Raw genomic sequence first — 21,621 nt, forward strand, 5'->3', positions numbered from 1 at the left:
GGGGGCACCTAACACAGTCACCCCCCGTTTGGGGCTCACGACACGGGTTGCGTACACTGTCAAGTCGGTGTACTCATCGCGCCCGGATCCTGCGCGCTCGTGAATTCTCGCGAACGGACATTGGAGCCGGGCAGGAGTGTGCCGATGCACCACCCAGCCAAGCACTCAAGCTTTGACTGATCACACAGTGTAGCGACAGGAAATGCGGAGGACATGGGCAAGAAAGACGGGGCCATCGAGGTCGAAGGCCGCGTAGTCGAGCCGCTCCCCAACGCGATGTTCCGCGTCGAGTTGGAGAACGGCCACAAGGTCCTTGCACACATCAGCGGCAAGATGCGGCAGCACTACATCCGCATCCTGCCCGAGGACAGGGTTGTCGTGGAGCTCTCGCCCTACGACTTGTCACGTGGTCGCATCGTCTACCGCTACAAGTGATCACGACGAGTTAGCACAAGCAGGAGAGCAGGAGACGTGAAGGTCCAGCCGAGCGTCAAGAAGATCTGCGACAAGTGCAAGGTGATCCGCCGTCACGGCCGGATCATGGTGATCTGCGAGAACCTGCGGCACAAGCAGCGGCAGGGCTGATCACTCGCACTCGTACAGAGTGGATTGACGGCTACACAATCTCCCCGCACCTGCCGGGCCGTGCGAACGGCCCGGTTCACCCTCGGACTTCAGGCCGAGGCCGGGACACCCGAAGCGCAAGCAGAGGGCACGACAGGCGAGTCGGTCCCGGGACCGGACGGGGAGCAGACCTGGAGATGAATTCTATGAAGGAGCATCAACGCCAATGGCACGACTCGCTGGCGTAGACCTCCCCCGCGAAAAGCGGTTGGAGATCGCGCTGACCTACATCTACGGCATCGGCCGTACCCGCTCGAAGCAGCTCATCGCGGCTGCCGAGCTCAACGCGGACACTCGCGTCAAGGATCTGAGCGATGACGACCTCGCCAAGCTGCGGGTCTACATCGAGGAGAACTTCAAGGTCGAGGGTGACCTTCGCCGTGAGGTGAACGCCGACATCCGTCGGAAGATCGAGATCGGGTGCTACGAGGGCCTTCGCTGGCGTCGCGGACTTCCCGTCCGTGGTCAGCGCACCAAGACGAACGCCCGCACCCGTAAGGGTCCGAAGAAGACGGTCGCCGGCAAGAAGAAGGCTGGCAAGAAGTGAGCGTCCAGGGCAAGAAGGTCGTGCGTATGGGCGGCGTCCACCGCCGCGGCTCGGCTTGTGTCTCGCCCAAGGCGCTCTACGCCCGCCCGATGGCGCTCCGCAACCTGTACACCGACGCCGGTTCGATCATCCGGCGCGGCCAGGCCGAAGCGGTCGCCGCTCACCAAGAGAACGCGCGCTAACAGGAGAACCCTCAGAACATGCCACCGAAGTCTCGTACTGCGGCGGGGGCCAAGAAGGTCCGCCGTAAGGAAAAGAAGAATGTCGCGCACGGTCACGCGCACATCAAGAGCACCTTCAACAACACCATCGTCTCGATCACGGACCCGACCGGTGCCGTGATCGCGTGGGCGTCGAGTGGTCACGTGGGCTTCAAGGGCTCGCGTAAGTCCACCCCGTTCGCCGCGCAGATGGCCGCCGAGAACGCCGCCCGCAAGGCTGCCGAGCACGGCATGAAGAAGGTCGACGTCTTCGTGAAGGGCCCGGGTTCGGGCCGCGAGACGGCGATCCGCTCGCTGCAGGCGGCCGGCCTCGAGGTCGGCACCATCCAGGACGTGACCCCGCAGCCTCACAACGGCTGCCGCCCGCCCAAGCGGCGCCGGGTCTGAGGAACGGGGAGGAGTAAGAAGAAATGGCTCGTTACACCGGCCCCGCGACGCGTATTTCGCGTCGCCTCAAGGTTGACCTCATCGGCGGCGACCAGGCTTTCGAGCGTCGCCCCTACCCGCCGGGCCAGCACGGCCGCGGGCGCATCAAGGAGTCCGAGTACCTCCTGCAGTCGCAGGAGAAGCAGAAGGCTCGCTACACCTACGGCGTTCTCGAGCGTCAGTTCGTCCGGTACTACAAGGAAGCCGTCCGGCGTCCTGGCAAGACCGGTGAGAACCTGCTGCAGATCCTCGAGTCCCGTCTGGACAACGTGATCTACCGCGCCGGCATCGCCCGCACCCGCCGTCAGGCGCGTCAGCTGGTGAGCCACGGCCACTTCCTGGTCAACGGCGTCAAGGTCAACGTCCCGTCCTACCAGGTCACGAAGTGGGACATCATCGACGTGCGGCCGAAGTCGTTCGCGATGCTGCCCTTCGTCGCGGCCAAGGAGTCGTTCGGCGAGCGTCCCGTTCCCGCGTGGCTCCAGGTCGTTCCGTCCAACCTCCGTGTGCTGGTCCACCAGCTCCCGGAGCGCGCTCAGATCGATGTTCCGGTCCAGGAACAGCTGATCGTCGAGCTCTACTCGAAGTGATCCATCATCGGGCCGGGGTCTCCCCGGCCCGATGTGGGCACGGGCGGCGGCGCCCGGAGTGCGCCGCCGCTTCGCCATCCCTTTCGGTGTCATATGGCGGGCGCCGTTTGGAAAGGAATTAGGAAAGATGCTGATTTCCCAGCGACCGGCTCTCGGCGAAGAGACGGTCAACGAGACCCGCTCCCGGTTCACCATCGAACCGCTGGAGCCCGGCTTCGGCTACACGCTCGGCAACTCGCTGCGGCGCACGCTGCTGTCGTCCATTCCGGGCGCGGCCGTGACGAGCATCCGCATCGACGGCGTGCTGCACGAGTTCACCACCGTTCCCGGGGTGAAGGAAGACGTCACCGACATCATCCTGAACCTCAAGGAGCTCGTGGTCTCCTCGGAAGAGGACGAGCCGGTCACCATGTACCTGCGCAAGCAGGGCCCCGGTGAGGTCACCGCCGCCGACATCGTGCCCCCGGCCGGTGTCACCGTGCACAACCCGGATCTGCACATCGCGTCGCTGAACGGCAAGGGCAAGCTCGAGATCGAGCTCGTCGTCGAGCGCGGCCGCGGTTACGTTCCGGCCCTGCAGAACAAGCAGGCGGGCGCGGAGATCGGCCGGATCCCGGTCGACTCCATCTACTCCCCGGTGCTGAAGGTGACCTACAAGGTCGAGGCGACCCGTGTCGAGCAGCGCACCGACTTCGACAAGCTGATCCTGGACGTGGAGACGAAGCCGTCGATCACGCCGCGGGACGCTGTCGCGTCGGCCGGTAAGACGCTGGTGGAGCTGTTCGGTCTCGCGCGCGAGCTGAACGTCGACGCCGAAGGCATCGAGATCGGCCCGTCGCCGCAGGAGGCGGACACCATCGCCGCCTACGCGATGCCGATCGAGGACCTGGACCTCACCGTCCGGTCGTACAACTGCCTCAAGCGCGAGGGCATCCACACCGTCGGCGAACTGGTCTCGCGCAGCGAGGCCGACCTGCTGGACATCCGCAACTTCGGTGCGAAGTCGATCGACGAGGTCAAGCTCAAGCTCGTCGGTCTCGGCCTCGCGCTGAAGGACAGCCCGCCCGGGTTTGACCCGACCGCGGCCGCGGCCAGCTACGACGGTGAAGGCTGGTCCGAGGGCGTCGACAGCATCACGGACGGAATTTCGGACAACGGCCACGACGATGGCCAGGACTACGCAGAGACGGAGCAGCTGTAAGGCCAGCTACGGCTCCCTCACCGGTCGGGTGGGGGAGCGCCGGCCTTCAGCTGTGAGCTGAACGAGGAGAACCGATGCCCACCCCCACAAAGGGACCCCGTCTCGGCGGGTCGCCCGCGCACGAACGGCTGATCCTGGCCAACCTGGCCACCCAGCTGTTCGAGCACGGCAAGATCACGACGACCGAGGCGAAGGCCCGGCGGGTGCGCCCGCTGGCCGAGAAGCTGATCACGAAGGCGAAGCGGGGCGACCTGCACAACCGTCGTCAGATCCAGCGCGTCGTGCGCGACAAGGACGTCGTGCACAAGCTGATCGCCGAGATCGGTCCGTTCTTCGCGGAGCGTCCGGGTGGCTACACCCGGATCACCAAGACGATGGCGCGCAAGGGCGACAACGCCCCCATGGCCGTCATCGAGCTGGTGTCCGAGAAGACCGTCACCGCCGAGGCCGAGGCCGCGCGCAAGACGAAGTTCGCCAAGGACGAGCCGAAGGCCGCCGCTCCGGCCGCCGAGGAGACCACCGAGGCCACTGAGGCTGCCGACACGGCCGCCACTGAGGCTCCGGAGGCCACGGAGGCTTCCGCCGCCGACGAGGCCGCTGAGGCCCCCGCCGCGGACGCGGACAGCAAGAAGGACTGACGTCCTGACGGCACCGAACACCCCGGACGAGCCCGCCACTCCCACTGCGGAGGGCGGGCTCGTTCGTCTGCGTCTGGACGTCTCCTACGACGGCACCGATTTCTCCGGCTGGGCGCGGCAGCCTGGACGGCGCACCGTGCAGGGAGTCCTCGAAGAGGCGCTCGCGAAGCAGCCTCCAGGAGCTTCGGTCCCGAAGTCCGTCGTCGTCGCCGGCCGGACCGATGCCGGTGTGCACGCTTCCGGTCAGGTGGTCCACGTCGACGCGTCGCCTTTAGCGGGCAAAACGCGATCCGGTCGTCTGGAACTGGACGAGCACGGCATTCCTGACCTGGGACGGATGCGGCACCGCTGGAACCGGTACCTGCCGGGAGACGTGCGGGTGCTGGATGCCCGAGTGGCGGCGCCCGGGTTCGACGCGCGGTTCTCGGCCGTGCGGCGGCACTATCTCTACCGCGTTTCGGACGCGCCGTGGGGCGTGGATCCGTTGCGGCGTCACGACACTCTGGCTTGGGGCCGTCCGCTGTCGGTTGACGCGATGAACGAGGCTTCGGCGGCTCTGTTGGGGCTCCAGGACTTCGCGGCCTTCTGCAAGCAGCGTGAAGGCGGGACGACCATTCGCGAGCTGCAGCGGCTCGTGTGGCGGCGGACCGGCCCGCATGCGGTCGAGGTCGAGGTATCCGCCGACGCGTTCTGCCACTCGATGGTGCGCAGTCTGGTGGGGGCGCTGCTTTTGGTCGGTGACGGGCGACGTCCGCTCGATTGGCCGGGCGAAGTTCTGGATAGCCGGACGCGCGACAGCGCCGTCGCTCCCGCGCACGGCCTGACGTTGATGGCCGTCGATTACCCGCCAGACGCCGAACTCGCCGCGCGTGCCGATCAAACGCGCGCCATGCGCACCCCCTCCTGACCCGGCCGCGGCGCCTTTAGCGGGCTAAACGCGTTGCGGCGGGCCCGCCAGACGGCGTCGACGACGCCTCTGAGGTCGTTCGCCAGGTCCTCGGCGGTGACGATGACGAATCGCCATCCCTCGGCCTCCACACGTCTTCGGCGTTTGCGGTCATAGGCCTGTTCCTTTGGTGTGTTGTGCCATCGGCCGTCGTACTCGATGGCGACACGGAACTTTTCGTCCGCGAGGTCAAGACGAGCGAGGAAACGGCCGACCCTGGACCTGACTTCGACCTGCGGCGTCGCCGTGATGCCGCCGGCGGCCAGCACGATGCGGAGTTCCGATTCCGGAGGCGATTCCGCGCGAGGGTCGGAGAGCCGTAAAGCATGCCTGGCCAAGCGAATTCCTCTATTCCGGCGACCGTAGAACTCGCCGTTGAGGTGCAGATCGGTCAGCTTGTTGGCCCTCATGAACTGGTCCAGATCCGGAACGCCGATGCGAAGCCGTCGGGTCCAGCTGGATTTGCGCGGAGAAAGCCGGAGCAGGAGATCCAACGCTATTCGGCGTTTCCGTGCGATACGAATGCCGTTCCAGGGCCTCGATTCTTCGGGTTTGACCTCTGTCCGCCGAACCTTGATGCCGACGATCGGGCCGAAGCGGTTCTTCTCCGGCACGATCATCTCGACGGGGTCGCTGGGGTTGGCCAGCTCGACACCGTGAACGGTCGCGGCCGATCGCCCGGTTAGGACTGCTTCTGGAGGTGCCAACAATGCGGCGCCTCGGCAGCGCAGCTCGTGTGTGACCTCGACGTCGGCGCGCGTGTAGACGTCCTGAAACAGGCGCCGGACGCTCGAGCCGCGCAGCTGGCTGGCCGTGATGAGACCCGCCTTGCGCGCCTCCGAGCCGCGGAAGACATCGGGGAGGTGAGATGAATCGAAGGGCTTGGTCATGTCGACACGGTGGCCGACCTGGCCGACAACCTGCGGCCAGCGATGCCATTTCAGGCCGACTTATCCACAACGCCCGGCTTGTCCACAGCCGGCGCGATTGCCCCTTGACTGACGAACGCCACGCCTCGGATCGCGTTTAGGGGGCAAAACGCGACGCGGTGGGGCGCAAAAGGGGGCACTGTCCGATATGGACAGTGCCCCCTTAGAGCGCGATTAGCCCGCTAAAGTCGACGCGGGTGGGGGTTAGTCGCCTCGGCGGACCGGGCCCAGGATCTGCTGCTCTTTCGCCGTGGTGACCAGCCGGAGGGGACGCCACAGGTTGCGGCCCAGGGCGACGACCTGGTCGTCCTTCAGCGTCGTGAGCTGCTTCATCATCTGGGGCGGGAGCCGCCAGATGCGGGCGGCCAGTTCGGCCTGACCCGGCGGGAGCCGCTGCATCAGCACCAGGTCGGCCGCGTTCGCGGTCGCCCCGGCTTGCGGGTGCAGGTAGGGCAGCACGTACACCGTCGTCTGCCACGGCGACCGCGGCGGGAACAGGTCCTGCGGTGTCGGACCGCCGTCGGTCACCACCAGCAGCGGCGCGTCCTCGGACGGACGCGGGAGGTCCACCGGCGACAGCCGCCGGATCTGCACCAGCGGCGAAGGCCTGCCGTTGGGCTGGTTTCCCGCGGCCTGGGGGAGCACCTGCCACGCGGCCGGTCGTCCGGTCGCCACGACGACCCACGCCCCCACCGCCATCGCCCGCAACGCCACCTGGCGAGCCAGGTAGAGACCACCGACCAGCACGATCCGGGTCGGCGTCGAGCGCAGCGCGGAGATGGTCAGCGGTTCACCCTTGAGCCCGGAGCCGAGGACGATGCCGCCGCGATCACCGGATGGGCTGATCGCGTCGAGCATCGCCGGATCGACGGTGAATTCCGGGGCGACACCGGCGCTCTGGCCTGCGTCACGCATGCGGGTGCTCATGCCGTGCCTCCGATCGGCAAAGTCGCGGAGAACCCGGAGATCTGCAGGCCGCGCAGCGGCGTCAGCGTCACGCCCAGCCGGTCCGAGACGCCCTGCAGCCGCTGGTCGGCCGCGTCCAGTTCACGCGGGTTCCGCGCGCTCAGGCGCACGATCCCGCGAAGCCCGATCTTGCCCTCGTCCGCGGACGGCGAGATCGACATCGCCACCGTCGCCGACAGCGCGCGGACACTGGTCAGCGCGTTCAGGCTGCCGCTGATCTTGCCCTTCGGCCAGCTGGTGATCGCGTAGCTCGCGTGCCCGATGCCGGCCGCGGTGACGCCGGTCCAGCGTTCCTGCAGGCCGACCTTCCCCTGCGAACCGGCGACCGCGGTCAGTTCCGCGGCCGAAATGCTGGACCGCAGCAACTCGTCCGGGTCGAGCGGCCGGGTCGGCACGCCCTGCGATTCCAAGGCGTTCCGCACCCGCGAGAGCGCGCCGATCAGCGCGCGGTGCGCACCGACGACGCCGCCACCACGTTCGCGGATGGCGGCCGGGCACCGGCGCGGGTCGAGCCGGATGGCCACCCACGTCGTCCGCCGCGCGGCCGCGGGAAGCGGGCCGAGCACCTCCATGTAGGAGCTGAGGGCGGGCGAGTCCGACGGAAGCGCGGCGCTGCCCGGGTAGCAGTGCCAGATCATCTGGATCGAGTCGAGGACCACACCGCGGTCTTCGAGGCATGGCGCGAGCGCGGACAGCGGCAGGCTCGGCGCGCCACCTGCCTGGGTGATCAGCGCGGGCGCGGGTTCGACGAGCAGGACCGCGGTCCACGTGCCGTCGTTCCACGCGATGCCGACCTGCTGACGTTCGTGGTCCACACCGTGCGCGACGACGAGATCGGGGACAGCCAGGCGAAGCAGGTTCACGCGGGCGTCGTCGGGGCCGGTGACGGAGTCCTCTTCGGCGGCGAGCGACTCGATGCTGCTCGGGGGAAGCGGATTCGCCACACGATCGTGTGACCGGAACATGTACCGCATCGTGAGTCCGGCCCATTGGGTGAACCAGCGGCCGCCCCAGCGCAGGAACGCGATGATGATCGCGAACCCGAGCACGCCGATCGCGACGTACTTCAGCTTCATGTCGATCGCGAGCAGGATGAGGCCGATCGCGAGCCCGAGCTCGAGCACGACCAGGTTCGCCACGGGCAGCGGGCCGAGGTTGATCCCACCGGTGCGGCGCCGCGCGGGCGCGGCGATCCGTACCGCCGGACCGGGCGGGGGACCGGACTGCGGGCCGGGGCCGCCGGACGGAGGGCCGCCCGGGCCACCAGGCCCACCGGGACCTCCCGGACCACCAGGTCCGCCGGGGCCACCGGGTCCCTTGGGGCCTCCCGGGCCACCGGGGCCGCCTGGACCCTGCGGTCCGCCGGGACCTCCAGGGCCGCCTGGGCCCCCGGGACCGCGAGGAACACCGGGACCTCCCGGGCCTCCGGCCGGGCCGCCCGGACCACCCGGTCTGCCGGGCCTTGGCGGCGGCCCCGGCGGACGACCAGGAGGTTGAGACCCCGGAGGGCCGGGCGGACGTGGAGGAGTGGTGACGGACATCCGCGCTTTCTCTTCCCCTCGTGCTTGCTGCGTACCCGGAAAGCCGGTCCCGAGGAACTTGACACTAGCTGGAGTTGGTAGAAACCCCACACCAGACGGTCCCCGTACGGCTATCCTGCGGAACCGTACCGCGACGGGGAGGACTGTAGGTCGAGAATGCCATCAACACCGACTACTAAGTCTCAAGTTCAGGCTTATCAGTTCGTTCTGCGACGGATGCAATCCGCGCTGGTCCGTCGCGACGCCGTCATGCTCCACGACCCGATGCGCACGCACACGCGGGCCACCATCGTGGGTGTCGTGCTGGCCGCGCTGGGCGTCCTGGTCTTCGTCATCTGGGGCCTGCTGAACCCGAAACCCTCCGTGCCGGACGCGGGCAACATCGTCATCGGCGAACAGTCCGGAACGGTCTACGTCGTCGCCGGGAATCCGAAGAAACTGATTCCCACCTTCAACCTCGCCTCCGCGCGGCTCCTGATCATCGCGCAGTCGAAACAAGGGCAGCAGCAGGCGGGAGGCAAGCCGGCCGGGCCCACGCAGGCGTCGGAAGTGAAGAACCCCACAGTCGTTTCGGATGAACAGCTGAAGAACATTCCCCGCGGCCAGCTCATGGGCATTCCCAACGGTCCTCAGCTGATGCCGACGGACTCGCAGCGTGTGACCCCGGAATGGGGCGTCTGCGACGAGGTCATGTACGACCCGTCGATCCCCCAGCCGGATCTCTCGAAGACGGAAACGACCGTCTACGCGGGTGTGAAGCAGCTCGGGAACCGTGAGCTCGGCCAGAACGAGGCCTTGCTGGCCAAGGGTGTCAACGGCCGGGAGTACCTGATCTACCGGCAGACGCCGGACCCCAACGCCCGGAACGCGAACGCGGTGAAGGCCGAGATCAAGCCCGACGCGAACGCCGTCCGTTCCGCGCTGAAGCTGTCCGACCGGCCCCGCGGTATCTCCCAGGGCCTGCTCGACGCGATCCCCGAGGTGCCGGAGCTGAAGCTTCCGGAGGTCCCGGGCAAGGGCGAGAGGCCCAACTACGAGATCGAGGACATGAAGGTCGGCGACGTCTTCTCGACGGAGCAGGCCGAAGGGCGGAAGGACTTCTACCTCATCACGAAGGAAGGAATCCAGGCCATCTCCCCGGCGGTCGCCGACATCGTCCAGACCGGGAAGAACGACGGCAGCACGTCGGTCATGTCCGTGCCACTGGGCAAGATCCGCAACCTCACGCGGGTCTCCCAGGTCGTCGAGCTCGACGCCTACCCGAAGACCGTGCCGACGGTGCTCGACGCGACCCAGGGTTCCCGGGTCTCCTGCCTGAGCTGGTCCATCACGGGCGAAGGCAGCGGCCGGGACGGGCACACGGCGGTGTTCGTCGACGACAAGCTGCCGAAGGGCAGGAACGCCGACGGATCCGCGCCCGGTGTCAAGATCGGTACCCCCGGTCCGGTCGGCGCGCCGATCAACAGCTTCTACATGGAGCCCGGCTTCGCGGCCGTCGTGCAGTCGGCGACCGGCAAGGAGACCTTCGACAAGGGGCCGATCCAGCTGATCTCCGATCGCGGGATCCGTTATGGCGTCCCTGACGCCGTGACGGCTGATTCGATCGGGCTCAACAAGCGAGTGCCGGCGCCCGAGGCCATCGTCAGGATCCTGCCCACCGGCGCTTCGCTGAACACGCAGGATGTGCTCCGGACGTTCGACACGGTGCCGATCGACGACAGGGCCGGCTCGGTCGCCACGCAGTCGCAGCAGGCTCCGGCGGGCAACTGATCACGGGAACCCGCCGGACGGCCCGAGCGTCTCAACGCCCGAGCGGTATCGGGTGAGTGGAGGGTGCAGTGGCCGGCCTGAAGATCGACGGCGACGTCGTCGGTGACTATGCGAAGCGGGTGGACGCGGCCGCCGGAGAGCTCGACCTGGCGGCCGCGGAGGTGACCGGTGAAGGCGTCACCGTCGAATCCCATGGCACGCTGGGCGAGGAATTGGGCCTCGGCGCGTCCTATGGGCGTGCGGCCGAGGCCATCCGGCGTCAGCTGGTGGAGGGCGCGGCCGCGCTGAGGTCGGCGTCCGAGGCCCTGCACACCGTGACCGCGCGGCATGCCGGGCACGACGACGAGGCAGCGCAGATGATCAAGCGCGCCGTGGAGCTCTGAACCGCATGATCGCCGAATCGGAGAACCCGACGGATTCCATCCCGCATCCGATGGCGGCCGCACGCCCGGCTGCTCCCGAGCCGCCCCCGAGCGCGTTTAGCCCGCTAAACGCGACGGGCTCGGGCGGGGAGGAGCTGGTCGAGGCCGCGGCACCGCATCTGGCCTTCGTTTCGGAGCTGTCCGGCCATCTGGGGCTGATCGATCCGGTCGAGACCTACCTGACCCCGTTGGTGGGGCGCTGGGAGGACTTGAAGAACGAGGCGGACCTCCTCCGGAAAGCGGCGAAGACCGCGGGCAACGTTTCGAAGGAGCTGTCCGAAGACCTCGGGCGCCTCGACGCCGGGTGGTCCGGCAAGGACGCCGACGCGTTCGTCGCGTACATAGTGGACATCCACGCCGCGGGTTCTGACGTCGAGGACGCCCTCACGACGCTGGCGAGTTCGCTCGACGAACTGGTGCTGTCGATCCGCCGAATCCTGACCGACCTCGTCGAGGTCCTCGTCGACACGGCGGAACTGACCTCCGAGACCGCGATGCTGCCGGTCGGCGGCGTCCGGCGGGCGCGTACGCAGTTGGAGGAGGCGCAGGAGTCGGCCAAGGCGCTCTTCGAAGCCGCTCGCAACGTCCTCGAGGGCTTCGTGCGGTTCTGCGACGGCGTCGACGATCCTGACGCCGGATCGCGGAGTATCGAGATCACCCACCGGTACCCGCAGGAGGAGTTCAAGCTCCACGACGATTCCGAGGCGCAGGGCGCGCCGGTCCAGGAAAAGGCCGCCGCCCAGGTCGATTCCGGTGCCGCGTCCGACGACCAGTCGACGTCGCCGGCCGCGGCCGACGGCAGGCAGACCGGATCGCAGGAACCTCTGACCGAGCAAGGGCAGGCGCTGATCCCGGAGGTCGCGCCCGTTCAGGCCGCTCCGGCGCATGGATCGGGTGTCGCCGGCGTCGGCTCGGCGATGATGCCGATGGGGATGGCTCCCATGATGGGCATGGGTGGCATGGGTGGTGGCGGACAGACGGCCCACCAGTCCAAGACGCGGCCCGCTTCGAAGCCGTCCGATGTGGTCGGTGAGCCTGGTCAGGTCGTCCCGCCTGTCATCGGTGAGGACGAGACCCCGCCGAAGCCCGCTCCGAAGCCCAAGCCCGCCAAGTAGGTGCCCCCAGGGGCCAGAGCGACTTTCGCGGGCTAAACGCGTTCCGGGCTCGCCCAGATCGCGTTTAGCCCGCGAAACGCAAGTGCTACGGGGTTTTGCGGCCTGGGGAGGCGGTCGGCCGGTTGCGGCGGACCGAGTGCACCACGAACAGCGTGACGAGCAGCGCCACCAGGCCCCCGCCGGTTCCGGCGAGCGCGACGATCATCGGCGCGGGGTCGCGGTCGTTCGCGGGCGGCAGGTTCGCGGGCAGCTGAACCGGCTTGGCCTTGTCCGCCTCCGACGGCACGATCGCCGTCAGCGCCGCGACCGGGTCGATGACGCCGAAGCCGACGAAGTTGTCCCGTCCGCCCGGCGCCGCGGGATGCTGCGCCGTCTCCTTGATCCGGGTCATCACCTGACGGGCATTCAGCTCCGGGAACTTCTGGCGCACAAGTGCGGCCACACCTGCGACGTACGGGGCGGCGAAACTGGTCCCCTGGATGGGGCCCGGGTCTTTGCCGCCCTCGATGGTCAGGTTGGCCAGGCTGCTGGAACCCTCCGCGGGGTCCAGCGAAATGATCTTGGTGCCTGGGGCGGCGACGCTGACCCACGGTCCGTGGACACTGAATTCCGCGACACCACCGGTGTCGTCGATCGCCGCGACCGACAGCACGTCATCGGAGAACCAGGGCGGCGTGACGATCGTTTTGGGCGCCTTGGGATCCGGCTGGTCGTTCTGCGGGCATTTGTCGCCGACGTTGCCCGCCGCCGCGACGACGACCACGTTGTTGTCGACGGCGTAGTTCACCGCCGCCTGCAGTTGCTGCTCGCCTTCGGTGATGCCACCGGTGGCCGGGCGGCAGTTGTCGACCGACATGTTGATCACGTTGGCGCGCTTGTCGACAGCCCGGACCACGGCCTGCGCGAGTGTCTTCAGCGTGCCCGCGGTCTTGCCCTGGCCCTGCTGCCGCCCGCCCTTGTCCTGGCCCGGAGCGGTTCCGCCGGCAGCGCCGTTCCCCGAGGACGGTGGAAGCTGCGAACCCGGATTGTTCGATGAGGGGGGAGGGGCCGAGTTGGACGAAGCCGGCGGCGCCGGCGGCTCTTCCTTCTTCTCCGCTTCCTCGTAGTTCTGGCTGGACTGGCGGATCGACAGGATCGTGGCGTCCGGCGCGACCCCTCGGAACCCGATGCTCGCGTCGGGCGGGTTCGCGGCGATGATCCCCGCCACCTCGGTGCCGTGACCGTCGCAGTCCTCGAGCCCCGGCGCCTTGCCACCGCCGGGAGTCGCGACGTAGTCACCGCCCGATTCGACACGACCTCCGAAGTACGGGTGCGCGGAGACGCCGGTGTCGATCACGGCGACCTTGACGCCCCCGCCGACCGACGACTGCCCGGCACCGCGCATCAACTGGTGCACCCGTTCGATCTGCAGGTACTGCTGACCCCAGGGCCGGTTCTTGATGTCGACCTGGTCGCCGCCGAGTTTGCTGCGCTGGACGCACTCGGTCTTCTTCTCGTAGGTCTTGTCCGGCTTGCCTTCGTCGTTCGGCTTCATGGACTTGTTCACCTGCGGCGGGGTCGCGTAGTAACCGCCGGCTTCCGGCGCGACGCTGCTTTGCTGCGCCCACGCCGGAAGAGCCACCGACGCCGGCGAGAGAACACCGATACCGGCCGCCAGCAGCACCGTTCCGGTACGTCCGGCGAGGCCGAGGTGGCGGACGCGCGTCCCCCTGGACTTCCGCGCTACAGCCATCAGAGCATCATCCGATCGGGTCGTCACTTGAAGTTGAGGTGGCGCAGCGTGGTGTAGAGATCCATGACGCCGAGCGCCAGCGGGAGCACCGTCGCGATGAAGACGGCCTCGAAGATCTCCACCGTCCGCCGCAGCGGCGGCGAGAAGCGCTGGTTCGGGAAGATCACGCCGACCACGAGCGCGCCGGCGCCGATCAGCAGCAGCGCGCCGAACACGAACAGAACGCGGTTCAACGGGCTCGCCGACCACATCCAGCCGAGCAGGATGCCCGCGCCGGACACCATGCCGGTGGTCAGCAGGGCGATGGCCTGCGCGCCGTTCGCGTACGCGCGCGCCCTGAGGAGCAGGACCAGCGTGGCGATCACGCCGAGGATCGGGCCGAAGACCGTCGGGGAAGTCGAGGCGATGATCGCGAACAGCGCTGTGGCCGCGCCGCAACCGGTCAGGAGGCCGGTCATGTACTCGTGGGCGACCGCGGTGCGGCGTTCGATGGCGCGGTAGTCCGGGAAGCCCGAGTCTTCCTTGAGCTCTTCGGCGCTGCCGGGGACGTGCGGCGTCGGGAGGGCAGCGAGCTTGATCGTCGCGCGCGGCAGGATCGAGATGCAGGCCAGCGAGAACGCGGTGGCGCCGGCGGCGATCCCGGCGATCGGGGTGTCGATGAGCGTCGCGGCCAGGAACGTCAGCGCCGAGATCGTGGCCGTCGTCGCGGCCGCGATGAAGGTGGTGATCCCGTGTCCGATGACGAGGATGCAGACCGCCGCCACGATGATCACGAGAGTGCTCGCGAGCAGCAGGTTCGCCCACAGGGAGAGCCCCGGCACGATGTAGAACCCGCTGACGAACGCCAGCGGCAGACCGCCTGTCGCGGCGATCAGCACACCGGTCGCCTCGGCTTGGTAGGCCTTGGCGAGGGTCGCGCCGATCGCGACGCACGCGATCGCGCCGACACCGCCGGCGATCGCGGCTGCGAGTGCGTTGCCGCCGTAGAAGGAGCCACTGGTGAAGAGCGCGAGGGCCGCGAAGAACAGCGAGAGGCCGCCCGCGATGTGCCCGAAGCGGCGCGCCGTCTCCTTGGTCCACGGACGGAAGCTGTCCGGGGACGACTCGGCGATCGCGTCGACGACGTCGTCGTACAGCGGGGGCGGCGGGTTCTCGTTGCGCTTGCGCAGCTGAAGCAGCTCACCGTCGACGACACCGAGGGACGCGAGGGTCCGGCTCGGGTCGAGTGGCGCGTCGCCCAGCTTCGCCAGTGCCCAGCCGCCGTGGCGGGCGCCGCCGTCCGGCGTCGCCTCCTTCGCCATCTCCAACAGCATGGGCAGCAGGTCCGCCACCGCGACGTCAGCCGGCAAAGCCACGTCGATCCGGGTGCGTGGCGCGACCACCGTCACCCTGCTGAATACCGTCGTGCCCGTTGCCACTGCCTTCCCCCTGCCCTGAGAGTCTGCTCCCGGGGGAACCTATACCGAACCCGGGTGCCCACATCATCGACTGTCGGAAAAAGACCGGCAAAAGTAGGAGAGGCGACCTGCGAAGCCTCCCTGCCCGGCTGCCGGCGCGTCGACTTTAGCGGGCTAAACGCGACGCGCCTGAGCCCCGGGCACCTGGGTGCCCCGGACCGCCGGATCGCGTTTAGGGGGCTAAACGCAAGTGGCGCGTCTGGGTGGCCGGATCGCGATTAGGGGGCTAAACGCACGTCCGGGCGTGTGGGCGCCGGATCGCAGTTAGCCCGCTAAACGCACGTCGGCGGAGCCGGAGCCCTACACTCCCGGCATGCGTATGGTCCCGGTCGGGGCCGTTCTCGGCGTTGTCCGGATTTCGTCGGTCACGTTCGATAGGTTGTCTCGCGCACCCGTACGCGCACCAACGGTGGCCGCCATCGTCGAGTTTGAAGAGGGGTCCTTCGATGAGCACGCTGCAGTTCAAGAAGTCACCGCGCCTGGCGGCGCCGCGGCCGCCGGGCGGCGAGGTGCATCTCGAACCGCCGCCTGAGGTGCCCCGCACCATCCCGGGCAACATCGTCATGAAGCTGCTTCCCGCGGTGATGATCGTCGCCTCCATCGGGATGATGGTCTTCATGTTCACCACCGGTGGACGCAATCCCATGATGATGATGATGGGCGGCATGATGGTGCTCAGCACCGTCGGCATGATGGCCGGCGGCGCGGGCAAGGGCGGCGGCGCCAAAAAGGCCGAGATGGACGAGGACCGCAAGGACTACCTGCGCTACCTCGGCCAGATGCGCGACAGGGCCCGCGAGGCCATGGTCGACCAGCGCGCCGCGCTCGAATGGGTCCACCCCGACCCGCAGACCCTGTGGTCGCTGGCCGCGAGCCGCCGCATGTGGGAACGCCGCCAGAACGACCAGGACTTCCTCCACCTCCGCGTCGGCCGCAGCTCGCACCGCCTCGCGACGCGGCTCGTGCCGCCGCAGACCGGCCCGGTCGACGAACTGGAGCCGATCGCCACGCTCGCCCTGCGCCGGTTCGTTCGCGCGCACTCGATCGTCCCGGACCTCCCGACCCAGATCACCCTCCGCGGGTTCGCCGCGGTCAGCATGCAGGGCGACCGCGGTCTGACCCGCGGCCTCACCCGGGCGATGCTGGCCCAGCTGGTCACCTTCCACAGCCCCGACGACGTCCTCATCGCGGTCGCCACGGCGGGCCGTGCCAAGGAGGAGTGGGAGTGGGCGAAGTGGCTGCCGCACGCCCAGCACCCGGCGCTCGCCGACGGTATCGGCCAGCTGCGGATGATGGCGGGCTCCCTCGCGCAGATCGAGCAGTGGCTCGACGAAGAACTCCGTGACCGCCAGCGGTTCTCCCGCAACGCGACGCCCGCCCCGGACCAGCCGCATATCGTCATCATCGTCGACGACGCCGAGGTCACCCGCGAAGAGCAGATCATCCTCGAAGAGGGTCTGGTCGGCGTCACCCTGATCGACCTTTCCGACTCCATCGGCAACCTCGCGGCCCGTCGTGGTCTGCGGCTGGTCGTCGAGGAAGACCGCCTCGGCGCGCGCAGCGCCGGCGGCGTCGAATGGTTCGGCCGTCCGGACACGCTCAGCGTGGTCGAGGCCGAAGCACTGGCCCGCCTCCTCGCCCCGTACCGCGTCGGCACCGCCGCGCAGGACGCCGCCGAGGAAGAGCCGCTGCTGTCCAACCCCGGTCTGCTCGAACTGCTGGGCATCCCCGGCGACCCGATGACCTTCGACGTCCAGCAGGCCTGGCGCCCGCGCCCGGTGCGGGACCGTTACCGCGTCCCGTTCGGCGTCGGCGAGTACGGCCAGCCGGTCGAGCTGGACATCAAGGAAGCCGCGATGGAGGGCATGGGCCCGCACGGCCTGTGCATCGGGGCGACCGGTTCCGGTAAGTCGGAGTTCCTCCGCACGCTGGTGCTGGGCATGCTCGCCACGCATTCGTCGAGCACGCTGAACTTCGTCCTCGTCGACTTCAAGGGTGGTGCGACGTTCCTCGGTCTGGACTCCGCGCCGCACGTCTCCGCGGTCATCACCAACCTCGCGGACGAGGTCACGCTGGTCGACCGGATGAAGGACGCGCTGGCGGGCGAGATGAACCGGCGCCAGGAGGCGCTGAAGAACGGCGGTAACTTCAAGAACGTCTGGGAGTACGAGAAGGCCCGCGAGAACGGCGCCGACCTCGACCCGCTGCCCGCGCTCTTCATCGTCTGTGACGAGTTCTCCGAGCTGCTGGCCGCGAAGCCGGACTTCATCGACCTGTTCGTCGCCATCGGCCGTCTGGGCCGGTCGCTGCAGATGCACATGCTCCTCGCGTCGCAGCGGCTCGAAGAGGGCAAGCTGCGCGGTCTCGACTCGCACCTTTCCTACCGCATCGGTCTGAAGACCTTCTCCGCCGCGGAATCCCGTGCCGCGATCGGCGTGCCCGACGCGTTCGAGCTGCCGTCCGTTCCCGGTGGCGGTTACCTCAAGTACGACACCTCGACGCTGGTCCGCTTCAAGGCGTCATACGTCTCGGGCCCGTACCGGCCCGCGGGCATCAAGGCCGCCGGCCCGGTCGCGACCGTGGTCCGCGCGGACAAGCGCCCGCAGCTGTTCGTCCCGGACTTCGTCGAACTGCCGAAGGAACCGGAACCGCAGCAGATCGAGGCCGCGCCGGTGGAAGAGGCCAAGTCGGAGGAGGCCGTCGAGCCCAGTGAGCTCGACGTGATCGTGTCCCGGCTGATCGGCCAGGGCCCGCCCGCGCACGAGGTGTGGCTGCCGCCGCTCAAGGAGCCGAACTCGCTCGACACCCTGCTGCCGAACCTGAACCCCACCGACGACCGCGGTCTTTCCCCGGTCGGGTTCTTCGGCAACGGACGGCTGCAGGTGCCGATGGGCATCGTCGACCGCCCGTACGAACAGCGTCGTGACCTGCTGTGGGCCGACTTCTCCGGTGGCGCCGGGCACGGTGTGATCGTCGGCGGCCCGCAGTCGGGCAAGTCGACCATGCTCCGGACGCTGATCATGTCGATGGCGCTGACCCACACCCCCGAGGAAGCGCAGTTCTACGCGCTCGACCTCGGAGGCGGTACGTTGGCCGGTCTCCAGGGCCTGCCGCACGTCGGTGGGGTCGCGGTCGCGCGGCGCGAGCCGGACAAGGCCCGCCGGATCGTGGCCGAGCTGACCACCCTGCTCACCGAGCGGGAAGGCCGGTTCGGTGCCATGGGCATCGACTCGATGAACGAGTTCCGCAACCGCAAGCGGCGGGGCGAGATCAAGCCCGAGGAAGACGCCTTCGGTGACGCGTTCCTGATCGTCGACAACTGGAAGGCCCTGCGGGACGACTTCGACGAGCTGGAGACTTCGATCACCAAGCTCGCCACCCAGGGTCTCTCCTACGGTGTGCACGTCATCATCGCGGCGAACCGGTGGGCGGACATCCGCCCGGCGATCAAGGACATGATCGGTACCCGGTTCGAGCTCCGCCTCGGTGACCCGAGCGAGTCGGACATCGACCGCCGGGTCGCGGTGAACGTCCCGGCCGGGCGCCCCGGCCGCGGTCTCACCAGGGACAAGCTCCACCTGCTGACCGGTCTGCCGCGGATCGACGGATCGAGCAACCCGGACGACGTCGCCGCCGGTGTCGCCGACGCGGTCGCGAAGATCAAGGCCGCGTGGAAGGGCCGCCCGGCGCCGCAGGTCCGCCTGCTGCCGGAGATGGTCACCTACGACGAGGTCCTGGCCATCGACACCAAGCGCAACACGAAGCTGGTGCCGATCGGTGTCAACGAGGAAGACCTCCAGCCGATCTACCTCGACTTCGCCGCCGATTCGCACTTCTACGCGTTCGCGGACGGCGAGTCGGGCAAGACGAACCTGCTGCGCCAGATCACCCGGGGTATCACCGAGCGGTACACGACGCAGGAAGCGGTCATCATCCTCGTCGACTACCGGCGCACGATGCTCGGCTTCGTCGGCGGAGACCAGCTGCTCGGCTACGCGGTGTCCGCCGCGCAGCTGGACAGCATGGTCAAGGACGTCCACGGGTCGATGACCCGGCGGCTCCCCGGCCCCGACGTCACGCAGGAGCAGCTGAAGACCCGGTCCTGGTGGACCGGTCCGGAGCTGTTCATCATCGTCGACGACTACGACCTGGTCGCCACGCAGACGAGCAACCCGCTGAAGCCGCTCGCCGAATTCCTCGCGCAGGCGAAGGACGTCGGTCTGCACATCGTCGTCGTCCGCCGCAGTGGTGGCGCGAGCCGGGCGATGTTCGACCCGATCCTCGGCAAGCTCAGGGAGATCGCGGCGCCCGGTATGGTCATGAACGGCTCGCGGGACGAGGGCAACCTCGTCGCCAACGTGAAGCCGAGCCAGATGCCGCCGGGCCGAGGCAACCTCGTGACCCGGAAGCACGGCAAGCAGCTCATGCAGGTCTCGTGGATCCAGCCGGACTGACCTCCCGCGGAACCAGGTGAGGGACTGGCCGGGCGTGGGGTGACGACGACGATCTGCGGGAGTGGCTTGTGACAGTGCGGGTTGCGGTGGACTTCGGGACATCGAGCACCTGCGTAGTCGCTTCGATCAACGGCCGCGAGCCGCAGGTCGTCGTGGTGGATGGGCAGCCTTTGATGTCGTCGGCGGTCTACGCCGCGCCGGACGGGACGCTGTTCGTCGGCCAGGAGGCGGAACGGCAGGCGGCGGTGGACCCGTCGCGCTACGAGCCGAACCCGAAGCGCCGGATCGACGAAGGCGATCTGCTGCTGGGCGACAACGTCCTGCGCGTGACCGACGTCGTCCACGCCGTGCTGAAGCGCGCGGTGACCGAGGCGCGCCGGCTCGCCGGTGACGCCGAGGTCGAGCTGCTCGTCCTGACCCATCCCGCGGATTGGGGCGCGACCCGGACCCGGCTGCTCCGGCAGGCCGCGAACGGGCTCGCGCGCCAGGTCGCGCTCGTGCCGGAGCCGGTCGCCGCGGCGGTCTACCACGCGGCGACGTTCGCCCCGGCCGATCTCAACTCCGAGCGCACCGTCGAGTTCAGCGGCCGCCCCGGCGACGCGCTGGCGGTCCTCGATCTCGGCGGTGGCACGGTCGACGTCTCGGTGGTGCAGCGCATGCCCGGCAGCCCGGCGGATCGCAGTTCGCCCGCTAAACGCGCCGGGTTCCAGGTGCTGGCCACCCGGGGGGATCCGAGCTTCGGGGGCGCGGACGTCGATCAGGCGCTCCTGGAGCACGTGGGCTCGCTGGTCTCGGCCGCCGACCCGCCGGAATGGCGGAAGCTCGTCGAAGGCCGCGAACTCACGGACCGGCGGCGGCGCCGCGTGCTGCGGCAGGACGTGCGCGGCGCGAAGGAGACGCTGTCGCGGCACGCGTACACCGACGTCCCGATGCCGCCGCCGTTCGCCGACGCGCATGTGACCCGGGAGGATCTCGAGCGGCTCATCGCGGGCCCGCTCGGGCGCGCGGTCGAGCTGACCGTGGCCGCGATCGGCGATTCCGGACTGCGGCCGAAGCAGCTGACGGCGATCTTCCTCGTCGGCGGGTCGAGCCGGATCCCGATGGTGTCCCGGCTGGTGCACGAGCGGACCGGGGTCGTCCCCACCACGCTGGACCAGCCCGAGACCGTGGTCGCCCGCGGCGCGCTGCGTGCCGTGCTGATCGACCCGGACCGGACGGGTTCGCTGGCGGGCTCCGCGGTCTCGCGGGTCGGCGGTGCCCCCGCGCCCGTTCCCGCTCCCGCGGACCGGCGCCCCGACGCGCCGCGTCCCCCGTTCCCTCCCGGCCCTCACCAGCCTGCCCCGCCCCCGCAGAGCGCGTTTAGCCCGCTAAACGCGACGCGGCAGCAGGGGCCGCCGTCGCCGCCGATGGGCCAGCAGGGGGTGGCGCTCCCGCAGCCGTGGCGGCCGGGTGAGCACGCCCGTGAGACCAAATCCGCCGAGCGTGGCGGGAAGAAGAAGACACCCTGGATCGTCGCCGCGGCCGTGGTGGCCGTGGCGACGATCGCCGGCGGCGTCCTCTTCGCGGTCAACAGCGGGGAAGCCGAGCCGGAGGGCCGCACGCTTGCCCAGTACGACTACCGCTTCGTCGCGCCGCCGGATTGGACGCAGACCGACGACCGCGTCGCCAAGCGTCAGGTGGTGATCCACCCGAGCGACTCCCTCAACGGGGACGACCTCGTGGTCGCCCAGGAATACGTGATGACCTACGACGCGACGGCCGACAGACAGAAGCTCGTCGACGAACTCGGCGCCGAGGCCCGGGGCAAGCCGAATGTGTACAGCGGCTTCAACGGCGCCGCGGAGTACGCCGGCAAGACCGTCATCCACTACCGCGAGACCAAGCCGGCTGCCCGGGTCGACTGGTACGTCGTCGCTCAAGGAAAGATCCGCGTCCACATCGGTTGCCAGTACGGCACCGGCTCACCGCACGAACAACGGGTGAGCGCGGCCTGCGAGCAGGTCGTCAAAACGATGGTGGTCGTCAACTGAAGGGGGAGGCTC

General features: G+C 68.9%; 19 protein-coding genes. 14 read left to right on the plus strand and 5 right to left on the minus strand.

The features are described 5' to 3' along the window. Positions 1-213: 213 nt before the first annotated feature. The 9 genes from infA to truA all read left to right on the plus strand — a co-directional run bounded on the left by infA (position 214) and on the right by truA (position 5,154). Positions 214-435, plus strand: coding sequence for a translation initiation factor IF-1 (infA, locus tag AORI_RS44410; RefSeq protein WP_005166804.1), 222 nt, complete (start codon positions 214-216; stop codon positions 433-435). 36 nt (positions 436-471) lie between these two features. Beyond that, complete coding sequence (gene rpmJ / locus AORI_RS44415) at positions 472-585, plus strand: 50S ribosomal protein L36 (protein ID WP_004558882.1); 114 nt, start codon at positions 472-474, stop codon at positions 583-585. Positions 586-790: 205 nt separating this feature from the next. After that, positions 791-1,171, plus strand: a complete 381-nt coding sequence (rpsM, locus tag AORI_RS44420; RefSeq protein WP_005166805.1) for a 30S ribosomal protein S13 — start codon at positions 791-793, stop codon at positions 1,169-1,171. Then, positions 1,168-1,353, plus strand: a complete 186-nt coding sequence (locus AORI_RS44425; RefSeq protein ID WP_005166807.1) for a hypothetical protein — start codon at positions 1,168-1,170, stop codon at positions 1,351-1,353. Before rpsM ends, AORI_RS44425 begins: the two co-directional genes overlap by 4 nt. 18 nt (positions 1,354-1,371) lie before the next feature. Continuing rightward, positions 1,372-1,779, plus strand: a complete 408-nt coding sequence (gene rpsK / locus AORI_RS44430) for a 30S ribosomal protein S11 (protein ID WP_004558885.1) — start codon at positions 1,372-1,374, stop codon at positions 1,777-1,779. A 23-nt stretch (positions 1,780-1,802) separates the two neighbouring features. Further along, the gene (gene rpsD / locus AORI_RS44435) at positions 1,803-2,408 is read left to right on the plus strand and encodes a 30S ribosomal protein S4 (protein WP_007031054.1); all 606 of its coding nucleotides are present in this window, start codon (positions 1,803-1,805) and stop codon (positions 2,406-2,408) included. 127 nt (positions 2,409-2,535) lie between these two features. Further along, the gene (locus tag AORI_RS44440; protein WP_005166811.1) at positions 2,536-3,609 is read left to right on the plus strand and encodes a DNA-directed RNA polymerase subunit alpha; all 1,074 of its coding nucleotides are present in this window, start codon (positions 2,536-2,538) and stop codon (positions 3,607-3,609) included. A 74-nt stretch (positions 3,610-3,683) separates the two neighbouring features. After that, positions 3,684-4,247 carry a 50S ribosomal protein L17 gene (gene rplQ, locus AORI_RS44445; RefSeq protein ID WP_016331100.1) on the plus strand — a complete coding sequence of 188 codons (564 nt, stop codon included), beginning with the start codon at positions 3,684-3,686 and terminating at the stop codon, positions 4,245-4,247. A 73-nt stretch (positions 4,248-4,320) separates the two neighbouring features. Further along, complete coding sequence (gene truA, locus AORI_RS44450; protein WP_081809765.1) at positions 4,321-5,154, plus strand: tRNA pseudouridine(38-40) synthase TruA; 834 nt, start codon at positions 4,321-4,323, stop codon at positions 5,152-5,154. Here the strand turns inward: truA and AORI_RS44455 are convergent. From AORI_RS44455 to eccE, 3 genes are all read right to left on the minus strand, one after another. Further along, complete coding sequence (locus tag AORI_RS44455; protein WP_016331102.1) at positions 5,124-6,083, minus strand: endonuclease domain-containing protein; 960 nt, start codon at positions 6,081-6,083, stop codon at positions 5,124-5,126. The two genes, truA and AORI_RS44455, sit on opposite strands and share 31 nt — an antisense overlap. Positions 6,084-6,326: 243 nt before the next feature. After that, positions 6,327-7,049 carry a hypothetical protein gene (locus AORI_RS44460; RefSeq protein ID WP_007031058.1) on the minus strand — a complete coding sequence of 241 codons (723 nt, stop codon included), beginning with the start codon at positions 7,047-7,049 and terminating at the stop codon, positions 6,327-6,329. After that, entirely contained in the window at positions 7,046-8,227 is a 1,182-nt protein-coding gene (eccE, locus tag AORI_RS44465; protein WP_016331103.1) for a type VII secretion protein EccE, read from the minus strand. The genes AORI_RS44460 and eccE overlap by 4 nt, the downstream gene beginning before the upstream one ends. Positions 8,228-8,785: 558 nt before the next feature. Here eccE and eccB point away from each other — a divergent pair. The 3 genes from eccB (at position 8,786) to AORI_RS44480 (ending at position 11,936) form a co-directional block, all read left to right on the plus strand. Continuing rightward, positions 8,786-10,399: a type VII secretion protein EccB gene (gene eccB / locus AORI_RS44470; protein ID WP_081809630.1), complete on the plus strand. Its 1,614-nt coding sequence runs from the start codon at positions 8,786-8,788 to the stop codon at positions 10,397-10,399. A gap of 68 nt (positions 10,400-10,467) precedes the next feature. After that, on the plus strand, positions 10,468-10,782 hold the full coding sequence (locus AORI_RS44475; protein ID WP_016331105.1) for a type VII secretion target: 315 nt from the start codon (positions 10,468-10,470) through the stop codon (positions 10,780-10,782). 5 nt (positions 10,783-10,787) lie between these two features. Continuing rightward, positions 10,788-11,936, plus strand: a complete 1,149-nt coding sequence (locus AORI_RS44480) for a WXG100 family type VII secretion target (protein ID WP_016331106.1) — start codon at positions 10,788-10,790, stop codon at positions 11,934-11,936. 85 nt (positions 11,937-12,021) lie between these two features. On the opposite strand, the gene mycP is transcribed toward AORI_RS44480, so the two are convergent. Both mycP and eccD read right to left on the minus strand, forming a co-directional pair. Continuing rightward, positions 12,022-13,668, minus strand: coding sequence for a type VII secretion-associated serine protease mycosin (mycP, locus tag AORI_RS44485; RefSeq protein ID WP_016331107.1), 1,647 nt, complete (start codon positions 13,666-13,668; stop codon positions 12,022-12,024). A gap of 23 nt (positions 13,669-13,691) precedes the next feature. Next, positions 13,692-15,056 (minus strand): type VII secretion integral membrane protein EccD, encoded by a 1,365-nt coding sequence (eccD, locus tag AORI_RS44490; RefSeq protein WP_016331108.1) that lies wholly within the window; start codon positions 15,054-15,056, stop codon positions 13,692-13,694. Between the two features lie 515 nt (positions 15,057-15,571). Here eccD and AORI_RS44495 point away from each other — a divergent pair. After that, positions 15,572-19,579: a type VII secretion protein EccC gene (locus tag AORI_RS44495; protein WP_016331110.1), complete on the plus strand. Its 4,008-nt coding sequence runs from the start codon at positions 15,572-15,574 to the stop codon at positions 19,577-19,579. Positions 19,580-19,647: 68 nt separating this feature from the next. Then, positions 19,648-21,609, plus strand: coding sequence for a type VII secretion-associated protein (locus AORI_RS44500; RefSeq protein ID WP_043847886.1), 1,962 nt, complete (start codon positions 19,648-19,650; stop codon positions 21,607-21,609). The last annotated feature ends 12 nt before the right edge of the window (positions 21,610-21,621 follow it).

The organism is Amycolatopsis keratiniphila, assembly GCF_000400635.2.
Lineage (GTDB): Bacteria > Actinomycetota > Actinomycetes > Mycobacteriales > Pseudonocardiaceae > Amycolatopsis > Amycolatopsis keratiniphila.

Excerpts from the sequence above, each read along its gene's own strand:
- rpsM (WP_005166805.1), top strand. The coding sequence starts at position 791 with ATGGCACGACTCGCTGGCGTAGACCTCCCCCGCGAAAAGCGGTTGGAG.
- rpsK (WP_004558885.1), top strand. The coding sequence starts at position 1,372 with ATGCCACCGAAGTCTCGTACTGCGGCGGGGGCCAAGAAGGTCCGCCGT.
- AORI_RS44480 (WP_016331106.1), top strand. The coding sequence starts at position 10,788 with ATGATCGCCGAATCGGAGAACCCGACGGATTCCATCCCGCATCCGATG.
- AORI_RS44495 (WP_016331110.1), top strand. The coding sequence starts at position 15,572 with ATGAGCACGCTGCAGTTCAAGAAGTCACCGCGCCTGGCGGCGCCGCGG.
- rpsD (WP_007031054.1), top strand. The coding sequence starts at position 1,803 with ATGGCTCGTTACACCGGCCCCGCGACGCGTATTTCGCGTCGCCTCAAG.
- rplQ (WP_016331100.1), top strand. The coding sequence starts at position 3,684 with ATGCCCACCCCCACAAAGGGACCCCGTCTCGGCGGGTCGCCCGCGCAC.
- mycP (WP_016331107.1), bottom strand. The coding sequence starts at position 13,668 with ATGGCTGTAGCGCGGAAGTCCAGGGGGACGCGCGTCCGCCACCTCGGC.
- AORI_RS44460 (WP_007031058.1), bottom strand. The coding sequence starts at position 7,049 with ATGAGCACCCGCATGCGTGACGCAGGCCAGAGCGCCGGTGTCGCCCCG.
- infA (WP_005166804.1), top strand. The coding sequence starts at position 214 with ATGGGCAAGAAAGACGGGGCCATCGAGGTCGAAGGCCGCGTAGTCGAG.
- AORI_RS44455 (WP_016331102.1), bottom strand. The coding sequence starts at position 6,083 with ATGACCAAGCCCTTCGATTCATCTCACCTCCCCGATGTCTTCCGCGGC.
- AORI_RS44440 (WP_005166811.1), top strand. The coding sequence starts at position 2,536 with ATGCTGATTTCCCAGCGACCGGCTCTCGGCGAAGAGACGGTCAACGAG.
- eccB (WP_081809630.1), top strand. The coding sequence starts at position 8,786 with ATGCCATCAACACCGACTACTAAGTCTCAAGTTCAGGCTTATCAGTTC.